8 protein-coding genes are annotated in these 11,334 nt (G+C 72.9%); 2 read left to right on the top strand and 6 right to left on the bottom strand.

What is annotated here, in order from left to right:
* The first annotated feature begins 70 nt into the window (after positions 1–70).
* The gene (locus A3IC_RS59255; RefSeq protein WP_020555603.1) at positions 71–433 is read left to right on the top strand and encodes a hypothetical protein; all 363 of its coding nucleotides are present in this window, start codon (positions 71–73) and stop codon (positions 431–433) included.
* Positions 434–529: 96 nt separating this feature from the next.
* Here the strand turns inward: A3IC_RS59255 and der are convergent, their stop codons facing one another.
* The 3 genes from der to cmk are packed head-to-tail and all read right to left on the bottom strand — an operon-like array spanning position 530 to position 3,392.
* Complete coding sequence (gene der, locus A3IC_RS0139565; protein ID WP_020555602.1) at positions 530–1,999, bottom strand: ribosome biogenesis GTPase Der; 1,470 nt, start codon at positions 1,997–1,999, stop codon at positions 530–532.
* A gap of 44 nt (positions 2,000–2,043) precedes the next feature.
* Positions 2,044–2,709, bottom strand: a complete 666-nt coding sequence (locus A3IC_RS0139560; RefSeq protein ID WP_020555601.1) for a lysophospholipid acyltransferase family protein — start codon at positions 2,707–2,709, stop codon at positions 2,044–2,046.
* Positions 2,706–3,392, bottom strand: coding sequence for a (d)CMP kinase (cmk, locus tag A3IC_RS0139555; protein ID WP_020555600.1), 687 nt, complete (start codon positions 3,390–3,392; stop codon positions 2,706–2,708). Before cmk ends, A3IC_RS0139560 begins: the two co-directional genes overlap by 4 nt.
* Positions 3,393–3,561: 169 nt before the next feature.
* On the opposite strand from cmk, the gene A3IC_RS0139550 reads away from it, so the two are divergent.
* Positions 3,562–4,647 (top strand): prephenate dehydrogenase, encoded by a 1,086-nt coding sequence (locus tag A3IC_RS0139550; protein ID WP_020555599.1) that lies wholly within the window; start codon positions 3,562–3,564, stop codon positions 4,645–4,647.
* 302 nt (positions 4,648–4,949) lie between these two features.
* Here A3IC_RS0139550 and A3IC_RS0139545 read toward each other — a convergent pair whose 3' ends face one another.
* From A3IC_RS0139545 to A3IC_RS63290, 3 genes are read right to left on the bottom strand one after another with little or no spacing between them, the layout of a single operon-like run.
* Complete coding sequence (locus tag A3IC_RS0139545) at positions 4,950–7,187, bottom strand: hypothetical protein (protein ID WP_026219272.1); 2,238 nt, start codon at positions 7,185–7,187, stop codon at positions 4,950–4,952.
* A gap of 2 nt (positions 7,188–7,189) precedes the next feature.
* Positions 7,190–9,169: a hypothetical protein gene (locus A3IC_RS0139540; protein WP_026219271.1), complete on the bottom strand. Its 1,980-nt coding sequence runs from the start codon at positions 9,167–9,169 to the stop codon at positions 7,190–7,192.
* Between the two features lies 1 nt (position 9,170).
* The gene (locus A3IC_RS63290) at positions 9,171–11,312 is read right to left on the bottom strand and encodes a TRAFAC clade GTPase domain-containing protein (protein ID WP_052174021.1); all 2,142 of its coding nucleotides are present in this window, start codon (positions 11,310–11,312) and stop codon (positions 9,171–9,173) included.
* Positions 11,313–11,334: the final 22 nt, after the last annotated feature.

Below are 11,334 nucleotides of genomic sequence, written 5' to 3'. Positions count from 1 at the left end.
CCCCCGCACCCACCCAAACCGCCCGACATCGCCCCCGCAACCGGTGGCCGCTTCGGTCGTTGGGCCAGATATGTTCAGTTTCGACGACTCCATCAGCAGTCGGGCCCTCGGCCATCCCGTCGTCGCCGTGGGGGCTCCCGCGGCGCCTACCCACGACGTTCTGACGCCGATCTACAACGCGCTGGAGACCGAGTGGCGGCGGATGTTCCGCGCCGTCCCGCACGAGCGCTCGAACGAGGACTTCGCGGCGGGCCGCCCGTCCTATGGCGCGCCCGCGGCGATCAGCCACTCGTACGCGCAGGATCCGCCGTTCCCGAACTTCTCGCTGCCCACCCAGGGCGGCTACACCACGTACGGCCGACACCGCGGCGCCTCGCTGGTGCCCGCCCAACCCCCGCGCGTACCCGCCCCGCACGGCCACCTGCCGCTCTGATGTGCCTCGACCGGGCGAAGCCGGCGGGAAACGAGGAGGGCCCGGACGCCACCGGCGTCCGGGCCCTCCTCGTGTGCGTGGTCGGCGACTACATGGTCAGCGACCGGTCTTGTTGCGGCCGCGCTTCTCCCTGACCTTCATCCGGATCTCGATCGGCGTGCCCGGGAAGCCGAATTCCTCGCGCAGCCGGCGCTCGATGAAGCGGCGGTAGCCAGCCTCCAGGAAGCCGCTGGTGAACAGCACGAAGCGGGGCGGCTTGGTGCCCGCCTGGGTGCCGAACAGGATGCGCGGCTGCTTGCCACCGCGGATCGGGTGCGGGTGGGAGGCCACCAGCGTGCCCAGGAACGCGTTCAGCTGGCCGGTGGGAATGCGCTTCTCCCAGCTGGCCAGCGCGGTCTCGATGGCCGGGACCAGCTTCTCCATGTGCCGGCCGGTCAGCGCCGACACGTTCACCCGGGGCGCCCAGGTGACCTGGACCAGGTCCTGCTCGATCTCGCGTTCGAGGTAGTAGCGGCGCTCCTCGTCCATCAGGTCCCACTTGTTGTACGCGATCACGATCGCGCGCCCCGCCTCGACCGCGAGCGAGATGATCCGGGTGTCCTGCTCGGTCAGCCGCTCGCTGGCGTCGATCAGGATCACCCCGACCTCGGCCTTCTCCAGCGCGGCCGTGGTGCGCAGCGACGCGTAGAAGTCGGCGCCCTGGGTCAGGTGCACCCGCCGCCGGATGCCCGCGGTGTCGATGAACTTCCAGGTCTTGCCGCCGAGCTGGATCAGTTCGTCGACCGGGTCGCGGGTGGTGCCCGCGACCTTGTCCACGACCACCCGGTTCTCGCCGGCGACCTTGTTCAGCATGCTCGACTTGCCCACGTTCGGGCGGCCGAGCAGCGCGACCCGGCGCGGGCCGCCCTCCATCACGCCGAAGCGCTGCGCGGGGGCCTCCGGCAGCACCGCCAGCGCGGCGTCGAGCAGGTCGCCGCTGCCTCGGCCGTGCACGGCCGAGACCGGCCAGGGCTGGCCCAGGCCCAGCGACCACAGCGCGGCGGCGTCCGCCTCCTGCGCCATGTTGTCGACCTTGTTGGCGGCCAGCACGACCGGCTTGCCGGACTTGCGCAGCACCCTGACGACGGCCTCGTCGCTGTCGGTGGGGCCGACGATCGCGTCGACCACGAACATCACCGCGTCCGCCGAGTCGATCGCGTATTCGGCCTGGACCGCGACCGACAGGTCGATCCCGACCACGTCGCGCTCCCAGCCGCCGGTGTCGACCACGGTGAACCGTCGGCCGTTCCAGGTGGCCTCGTAGTACACGCGGTCGCGGGTCACCCCGGGGGTGTCCTCCACGACCGCTTCGCGGCGCCCGATGATCCGGTTGACCAGCGTGGACTTGCCCACGTTGGGTCGGCCCACGACGGCGAGCACCGGCAGCGGTCCGCCGGACTCGTCGCCGTGCTCGCCTCGGTCGGGGGCGTCCCCGTCCAGGTCGACCCATTCCTCGGGGTCGTAGCCCGCCTCCCACGCCTCCGGGTCGAAGGCGCCCTCGGTCGTGGCGTCGGCGTGCTGCTCCATGGGGGTGTTCCTCGTTCGGGTAGCGGTACGGGTGAAGATCGTGGTCAGCCGGCGCGGCCGGTCATCCGCTCGGCCTCGCGCAGGTGCGCGGTGAGCCGTTCGACGATGCGGTCGGACGCGGCCTGGACGGCCTTGCGGGTGGCCCGGCGGTCGGCGTTCTCGACCGCCTCGAAGGGCTTGCCGTAGACCACGTCGATCCGGGAGCGCAGACCCGGCAATGCACCGATCGAGGATCCCCGCGCACCGGTGCCGAGGCACGCCACCGGGACGATGGGTGCCCCGGAGCGCAATGCCAGATATGCAAGTCCATTGTGCACTGCCGAGAAGTCGGCCTGTCCCCTAGTGCCCTCCGGGAACACGCCGAGCGCGCCGCCGCGCGCCAGTACGTCGAGCGAATCGGTGATCATTTTGCGGTCGGCGACCCCGCGCTGGACCGGGATGTGGCCGATCCCGCGCAGTACCGGGCCGAGCGCGCCGGTGAACATCTCGCGCTTGACCAGCACCTGCGTGGGCCGCGGCGCGAAGGCGAAGAGCATCGGCCCGTCGACGAAGTTGGCGTGATTGCCCGCCAGGATCACCGGGCCTGCCATCGGCACGTGCCACGCGCCCAGCGCGCGCACCCGCCAGAAACTGCGCAGCAGCGGCTCGCCGATGAAGTGCGCGGCCCCGGCGAGCGGGGGCTTCGAGGTGGTCCCGAAGGCCCCGGTCACCGCACGTGTTCCGCGACCAGGGCGAGCAGGTGGTCGACCACCTGATCACGGTCGAGTTCGGTGGTGTCCACCAGGATCGCGCCCTCGGCCATCCCGGCCGGCGCGACCGCGCGACCGGAGTCCAGCGCGTCCCGGCGGGCCAGGTCGGCCCGGGTCGCCTCGACGCTGGTGGCCTGCACGCCGAGCAGCTCGGCGTTGCGGCGGGCGGCGCGGGCCGCCTCCGACGCGGTCAGGTAGACCTTGACCGCCGCGTCGGGCGCCACCACGCTCGCGATGTCACGGCCCTCGACCACGATGCCGCCCGCACCGATCACGGCCCGCTGAAGGTCGACCAGGCGGGTGCGCACCTGCGGCACGGCGCTGACCGCGCTGACCGCCTTGGTCACCTCGTCGGTACGGATGGGGCCGGCCGCGTCCTTGCCGTCCACCGTGATGGTGGGCCCCTCCGGCGCGGTCCCGGAGACGATCTGCGGCTTGTCCGCGACGGCGGCCACGGCGGCGGGGTCGTGGATGTCGATGTCGTTGGTGAGCATCCACCACGTCATCGCCCGGTACATCGCACCCGTGTCCAGGTAGCGCAGGCCCAGCCGGGCGGCGACCGCGCGCGAGACGCTGGACTTGCCGGACCCTGACGGACCGTCGATGGCGACCACGGCGGTCGCGAGCGGCGTACGGGCTTCCACGGTCGCCGACCTTTCGCTTGTTGCCGGCACGGGGGCCGTCACGGGTATTGCCGAACCGGGCGGCGCGATGGATGCCGCGGGGCGATAGGACACCGCCCGAGGGTACCGTCACGGATAGCCTTGATCGGTTCCCCCATTATTCCGTCACCTGTCCCTTGGAGTTCCCGTCGTGCGTACCGCCGCCGTGGTCGGCACCGGACTGATCGGTACATCCGTCGCGCTCGCGCTGACCGCACGCGGGGTCACCGTGTATCTGCGGGATCGGGACAGCACCGCGGTACAGACGGCGGCGGCGATGGGCGCGGGGCTGGAGGCGACACCGCCGGAGCCGGTGGACCTGGCCGTACTCGCGGTGCCACCGGGGCGGATCGCCGAGACGCTGCGGCTGGTGCAGGCGGAGCGGCTCGCGCTCAGCTACACGGACGTGGCCAGCGTCAAGGAGCAGCCGCTCCGGGAGATGGCGGAGCTGGGCTGCGACGCGACGCGCTACATCGGCGGCCATCCGCTGGCCGGGCGCGAGCGTTCCGGGCCGCTGGCCGCGCGGGCCGACCTGTTCGACGGCCGGCCGTGGGTGCTCACCCCCTCGCGCGAGACCGACACCGAGACGCTGAATCGGGCGCTGGAGATGGTGTCGTTGTGCCGCGCGGTGCCGGTGGTGATGGCGCCGCGCGACCACGACCACGCGGTCGCGCTCGTCTCGCACGCGCCGCACCTGGTGTCCGCGCTGATGGCCGCGCGCCTGGAGCACGCGCAGGACACCGACACCCGGCTCGCGGGCCAGGGTGTGCGGGACGTGACCCGGGTCGCGGGCTCGGATCCGCGGTTGTGGATAGACATCCTGGGCGCCAACGCGAACGCGGTCGCCGACGTGCTTGCCGGCCTGGCGACCGATCTGGACACCGTGGTCGGCGCGTTGCGTTCGCTCGGCGCCGAGGACGAGGCCAAGCGCGAACTGGGTTCGCGCGGTGTGGAGGCACTGCTGCGCCGCGGCAACGTGGGGCACGGCCGGATCCCGGGCAAGCACGGGCAGCCGGCCGCGCGGTACGAGGCCGTCCCGGTGGTCGTCCCCGACCGGCCGGGCGAGTTGGCCCGGCTGTTCGCCGACGTGGGCCGGGCCGAGGTCAACATCGAGGACATCCGGATCGACCACGCCCAGGGCCGGCCGGCCGGCCTGGTCGAGCTCCAGGTGGACCCGCGGCGGGCGGAGGCGCTCACAACGGCGCTGCGGGCCGGCGGCTGGACCGTGCAACGCTGACACCCGGGCCCGCCCGCCGGTGGCCCCCGTCGACCTGTTCGGGCGTCAACCACGGACGCGCGCGGCGGATTCGCCCGTGCGAGCGCGGCGGATTCGCCCGGACGCGGCGCGGCCGGCCCGTGCGGGTCGCGCCGCGGGCCGGGCTCGGCGCGGATCCGTTCAGGGCGCGGCGCAAACCGGTCCGTGCGGGCGCCTGCCGACGCGACCGCTCCACGCGGGTCACCGCGCCGGGCCCGGGCTCGGCACGGATCCGACCGGGACGCGGCGCGACCGCTCCGGGCGGACCGCTCCGCCGGCCGGGCTCAGCGCGGTGGGTTCTGCTCCGCCCAGCGGCGCCCGAGTTCGGTGCGGAAGTCCTCGCCCCATTGGGAGTTCAGTAGAATCTCCTCGATCAGCGGGTTCGGCGACCGGTCCCGGCGATCGGAGAGCACGCAGATCGCGATCTGGCGCAACACGCCCTTCGTGTCGGTCTTGGGTGCCAGCACCACCACGAGCAGTTGTTCGAGGAGCTTACGGGTGCGTTTGTCGCCCGCGCCGGCCGCTTCCAGGCGGTCGCCGAACTGCTCGGCGTCCAGCAGGGTTTCGCGCATCGCCCGCAGGTCGTCCGGGTTCCACGCCTCCGGCGCGAGCTGCCGGCGGCGCTGTTCCAGGCGCGTGGTCAGCCGATCCGCGATCACCGGCAACACCCGCAGGTCGGCGAGCCGCAGCGCGACCGCGAGCGTGACGATGTTGTCGATGCCCGCGACCTCGGTCTTGGCCGCGCCGCCGCCGAGCGCGCGTTCGCGCAGCGTGGGCTTGTCCGGCAGGCGCTTGACCGCGCGCCGTATCTTGTCCACCTCGGTGTCCGGGATGCCGTACTCGGCCCACGAACTCCACGGCGCGTTCCGGGCGCTGGCGGGCAGCGTGCCCGGGGTCGGCGGGCTCCCCGTCGCGCCGCCGGCCTCGCGATCCGGGTCGGTGTCCGGAGCTGCGTCCGGGTCGTCCTCGGTGAGTGGCAGCGCGGGTATCGGCAGTTCGCCGCGCTCCTCCTCGAAGCCCGGCCACGGCCCGGTGAAGGCGTCCTCGATCTCCTCGAACACCGCGCCGTCGTCGGCGTACCAGATCACGTCCGGAGTCTCGGCCGGCTCGGCAGGCTCGACCGGGCGCACCGGCTCGGTCGCCCGCACCGGTTCGTTCGCCCGCACCGGCTCCGGCGGCGCCTCGGCGGCCACCGTCGGGCGCGGCACCCGCTCCTTCGCGGAGACCGTGGTCCGGGCCGGCTCCGCCGCGTACGGGAAGGCCGGCTCCTCCTCGGCGGCCCCCGCCACGGTGACCACCCGCGGCTCGCGCGGGGCCCGCTCGACGCGCCCGGCGTGCTCCACCCGCCCGGCCCGCTCCGCTTGCCCGGCCCGCCCGGCGCGCTCGACCGATTCGACCGGTTCGACCGGTTCGACTGATTGAACCGGTTCGACCCGTCGTGCCCGCGCAGCCCGTTCGATCGATGCGTTGCGCTCCGGCCGCTCCGCCCGGCCCGGCGCCGGGGTGGCCGACGGCGCCGGTTCGGGAGCCCGCTCCGCTCCTGGTGCCGCGATCTCGGCGCCCGACACCCGGGGCGCGGCGATCCACCGGCTCAACCGGGTGCAGATCTCCCGGGACCGCTCCTCGGCCCGCTCGTGCGGGAACCGACGCAGGTCGAGCATGCCCTCCAGGAGTTGGTGGACACCCGACCAGTCGGTGTCGACGTACCGGCTCACCAGCAGCCCGGCCGCGTGCGCGTGCACATCCGAACCCGACTTGGGCTCCTCCCGCACCAGCAATCCGTACCGACCCGCCCACGGCTGTGCGTCCCGCGGCCGGCGCGGCAGCACCACGAACCTCGGCTTGGCCGAGTGAGCCAACGTCTCGAACGTGGAGAACGTGAACGCCCCCGGAACCAGCCGCGGGAGCAGATCGGCGAGCCCCCACAGCACCGGCACCGGGTCGATCCCGACGTCCGCCTGCCGGAACGAGAAGAAGCGGCTCGGGTGGCGCAGCACCGCGGCCACCGTGACCTCCAGCAGGTGTGCCTGGTCACGGGCCCGCCCGCGCAGCCGTTCGGCGTTGCCGTCCAGCGCGGCCTCCACGAAGTCCCGGGCGATCGGGGCCAGGCCATAGCCGCGCGGGATGTCCTCCAGGGCCGCCTCCTCCGCCCACACCGCGTCCTGGGTGAGCACCAGCGCGCGATGCGGGCCCAGGTCGCGGCCCGGGTCGAGGAGGACGCGCGCGTTGTTGCCCTCGACCACGTACTCGCGCCGGATCACCGCGGCGCCCCGACCGGTGTGCACCAGCGCGACACTGGTCACCGGCGCGCCGCGGTCGTCCACGTCGACCGCCACGTGCTCGCGCAAGTCGTCGTGCCAGGAGAGAAGTTCGTCCCGGGACACCGAGGAGGCGATCGGCCCCAGGCCACGTCCGCCGAGCAGGCTGTCGTCCTGGCGTCGATAGACGATCTGCCGAAACCCGTCCGCGTCGGCAGCGGTCGGCGGATGGTCCCCTCGCGGCTGCGATGCCCGTGCCGTCATGGCTACGCTTCCATCCTGTATGGCGTGATGCCGAGTTCCTCGATCAGGAGCCGACCGCATTCGCGCTGGAACGGCCCATAGCAGTCGGTGGCCGACATCGCGTCCACCAGGACGCGTTGATACCGCGCCCACTCTCCGTCGAACGTGCGAAGCCGCATGACCGTGCCCGCGACGCCGGCGACGAAGTACGGGAACCGATCGCTGTCCTCGGCGACCATCCGGGTCATCTTCCACAACAGGGCGTGCAGCACGTCCTCCTCCAGCCGACAGCCGGCCACGGCGGCGAGGCCCTCGTGCAGTCGTCCGAGCACCTCGGCGTAGGCACGCAGGGAGCGCCATTCACGCCGCGGATTCGCGTACTCGCGATCGACCCGGACGGCCAGGCTTCGCACCACCGCTTCGAGCAGTGGCCGCTCGACGAGCAGCAGTGCGACCGCGAGCGATCCGGTGTCGGCCCGATCGATCGCCTTGCCGACCCGGCGGGTCTCCCGGCCGTCCTCGGCCATCTGTTCGGCGGCCTGCCCAAGCGCCACGAATCCGTCCCAGGTCGCCGTCAAGTCGTCCCACGCGTCCCAGTCCCACCTGCCTCGCGCGGACCGAGCCGGCGTGTCCTGCGGAAGTTCGGGACGGTTCGTCGACCCGCCGGCCTCGCGGCGGGTCGACCCCGCCGGAGTCGTCGGCCGATCGGGACGCGTCGGCCCGGGCACGATCGGACCGCTGCCGATCCAGTCCGCCCACGATGCGGACGCACCGCCCGAGCCCCCCGCCGTGGGGGCGTCCCGCCGGGCACGCGCGTCGTAGGCACCCGCCCGATCCGGCGCGTCCGGATCGAAGTATTCGCCCGACTCGCCCTGTTCATCGTGTTCGTCATACGCATCGTATTCGTCGTGTTCGTCGTGTTCGTCGTGCTCCTGGGTCCAGGTGTCCGTGTACTCGGTCGTCTGGAGGTCCTGCGAATACCCCAGCTTCGACCACCCCACGACCGGGCTGTCCACCTCACCCGCCGGGTCGTCCCGCGACACCCGGCCGGTCGCCGGCACCGCAGGCGTGGCCCCACGGGCGGGTTCGAGCACGTGGTTGGCCCGCTCCGGGTTCGACGCATGGGTCCCGACCGCGTCGTTGAGCTCCCGCAGCGTGCCCAGCATCTCCTCCCACGACCACTCGCAGTAGCGCCGCACCAGGATCCGTGCGGCCAGCCGGAACACGTCCTGCCCCGGTTCGGCGGCCGGGACGATCCGGACCCGGTTCGCCGGCTCCGGGGTATTGGGCCAGCGCGGCACCAGCACGAAGCTCGGCTTCATCGCCGCGTCGCTGGTCTCGTACGTGGAGAAGGTCCTGCCTCCCGGCGCCACCCACCGGGCCAGATCGAACACCCCCCACAGCACGGGCACGATGCCTTCACCGACATGCTCCGTGAGCAGCGTGAACTTCTGCCCCTCGTTGCGCATCACCGCCGCGAGCACGACTTCGACCAGTTCCGCATGCTCCCGCGCCTGGGCGCGGATCGTCTCGTGCACGTCGACGCGGTACGCCTCCGGGCGGATCGACACCCCACCCAGCGCCACGTCTTCGCGCACGTCCAGGCTCGGGATCCCCGATCCGGTCAGCCCGCCGTCGTACCGGTCGTGCAGCCATACGGCCGCCAGCATGGTGTGCGGCCGGATCATCCGCTCGGGGTCGAGCAGCACGTGCGCGTTGTTGCCGGGCCGGTTGCTGGCGTGGATCGCGGCCTCGCGCAGGATCAGCGCATGCCGGTCCCCCGGCAGGTGCACCTGGCACATGCTCCAGTCGGGGGTCTCCGGCAGCGAACGGTCCATCGAGACATGGCTGTTCAGGCCCCGGTCCCATTCCCGCAGCCGTTCGCGGTCCAGCGAGGCGGCGACCGGGCCCATGCCCTGGCCACCGAACAGATCCCCGTAGCTCCAGCGATACACGACCTGATCCAGCGGATCCCGCTCGTCCGCTCCGGTCTCCGACGCCATCTCACACCCCCACGCGCTCGACCCCGGCCTGATCGAGCATGTCGCACATCGCCAGGATCGACACGACGGGTTCGAGAACACGACGCGGCCGGATGCCGCCGGGGAAGCGGCCGTCCCGGTCCCGGGCGCCCGTGGCCGACACGAAGTGCATCGTGCAGCGCCGGAATTCCTCGAACGGACTGAGCCAGGCCACCGCGTCGTGGGCGTACAGGAAGGAGTACACGTCGCGGCTCTCGGCGGCCACCCTCGCCGGATCCAACCGTCCGGGCTTGGGCGGCTGCGAGCCCAACCAGGCGTCCACGGGCGGCTCGAACCGGATCAGGTCGGACTTGGTCACCGCGACCGCGACCGGCTGGCCGAGCAACTCGGCCGTACGCGGCAGCCGGTCCATCACCGCGGCGAACGTCCGGTCGCCCCGGCGCGTACCGGGTGGATCGTCGCCGTCGCCGGTGAGCCTGCGCAACTCCGGCAGGTCGACCGCCACCACCGGGTCCACCACGAAGACGAACGCGTCGGCAGCGGCCAGGAATTGCATCTCCCGGCCACCCCTGGCCAAGTCCTCGCCGCTGACGTCGAAGAACGCGATCGGCCGGGTCCGGCCGGCCGAGCGCAGCAGCAGCGCGTCGGCGAACTGCACCAGGTTGCCCTGGTGGTTGACCGTGGTCGCGAGCATGGTCCCGCGCTGGAGCGGGTCGACCCGGTTGCGCAGGTAGTCCTGATGCTGATCGGGGTCCACCGGCTGATGCGTGACGCCGTACGGACGCAACCCGCCGGCGTCGATCTCGGCGATCATCGCGGCGAGCAGGTGCGTCTTGCCGGAGAGACCGTCACCGATCAGCCCGATCACCAGCGGCGGTTCGTGGATCAGGTAGTTGGTCGGCAGGTAGTGCTCGCGCTCCTCGTCCCCGGCCGGGTTGGGGCAGCGCATGAAGGTCGCGCGCAGCCGGTCGTGCCGCTTGACCGGGTCGGTGACCGTGCTCAGGTTCACCCGTTCGTAGCGCAGCCGTTCGTCGCGCTCGTAGAGATCGTTCTCGTTCCACCGGATCAGGTCCAGGCAGTAGGGGCAGCGCACCTCGGGTCGATTCGGGTCGATGGGACCGGCCGCCGGGGCGGCGGTCGGTTGGGCGCCGGGAGGCGGCGCCTGGGGTGGCACGCGGGGCGTCTGTCGGGTGCCCTCCTCCGGCGGTGGCTCGGAGCGGGTCCCGGGCGGCGTGCGCGGCTTGGTCCGCGCCTCCTGGCGGGCGCCGAGCGCGTCCAACCGGCCCCGGATCTCCTCCACCCGGGTCGCCTCGGGCATCGTGTGCACCTCGGTGGGCACGTTGAGCAGCCGGTGGAAACCCGCCCATCCCTCGCCCACGTAGTGCTTCACCATGCGCCGGGCGAGTTCGCGATACGCGTCGAACGGCTCGTCGCGGCCGGTCAGATCGACCCGCACCCGGGTCCCGGGCCCGCTACCGGGCCCCCGGGGCAGGGTGATGAAGCGGGGTGCGCCCTTGGGATCGGGGGCCGTGTCGTCGACCTCGAACGTGGAGAACGTCCACGGCCCCGGCAGTAGCGCGGTGAGCAGGTGTTGCAGGCCCCACAGCAGCGCCGTGGCGTCCTCGGCGGTGGCCGGCAGCAGGGCCACCTTGGCCCGGGGCCGGCGCAGCACCGCGGCGGTGAACACCTCCAGCGGGTCGCCGAGCCGGCGGGCCCGCTCGTGCAGGCCGCCGGCGGCGAGTTCGAACGCCTCGGCGAGCCGCTCGTCGGCGAGCGGCTTGAGGCCGTAACCGGCCGGGACCCGGTCCGGGTCGAGCGCGCCGGGGGCCCGCGCTTCCAGCGAGCCCCACGCGATGGCGTCGAACGGCGCGATGCTGTCCCGGGGGCCGACCAGGACGTGCGCGGAGTTGTTCAGCCGCTGCCGGCGAGCGTCGGCGGTGAACGCGCGACGCACCAGCGCGACGCCCAGCGGGGTGTCGAGCAGACACACGCTGGAGGCCGGGCAGGCCGGGTCGCCGTAGTCCATCGTGACCGCGTCGGCCAGCCGGGTGCGGGTGTGCCAGCCGAAGAGGTCGTCGCGGCCCAGGGACGTGGCGACCGGGACGATGCCGCGGCGCCCGAGCAACCCGTCGGGGTCCCAGCGGTACACGATCTGATGCAACATCAGCCGACCTCACCTGCCGTCG

The organism is Embleya scabrispora DSM 41855 (assembly GCF_000372745.1).
GTDB lineage: Bacteria > Actinomycetota > Actinomycetes > Streptomycetales > Streptomycetaceae > Embleya > Embleya scabrispora.
The sequence above is the reverse complement of the archived record's forward strand: the minus strand, read 5'-3'. Positions and strand labels throughout refer to the sequence as shown.

Coding starts and splice junctions, on each gene's coding strand:
- A3IC_RS59255 (WP_020555603.1), top strand. CDS start 71: ATGTTCAGTTTCGACGACTCCATCAGCAGTCGGGCCCTCGGCCATCCC.
- der (WP_020555602.1), bottom strand. CDS start 1,999: ATGGAGCAGCACGCCGACGCCACGACCGAGGGCGCCTTCGACCCGGAG.
- A3IC_RS0139545 (WP_026219272.1), bottom strand. CDS start 7,187: ATGACGGCACGGGCATCGCAGCCGCGAGGGGACCATCCGCCGACCGCT.
- A3IC_RS0139540 (WP_026219271.1), bottom strand. CDS start 9,169: ATGGCGTCGGAGACCGGAGCGGACGAGCGGGATCCGCTGGATCAGGTC.
- A3IC_RS63290 (WP_052174021.1), bottom strand. CDS start 11,312: ATGTTGCATCAGATCGTGTACCGCTGGGACCCCGACGGGTTGCTCGGG.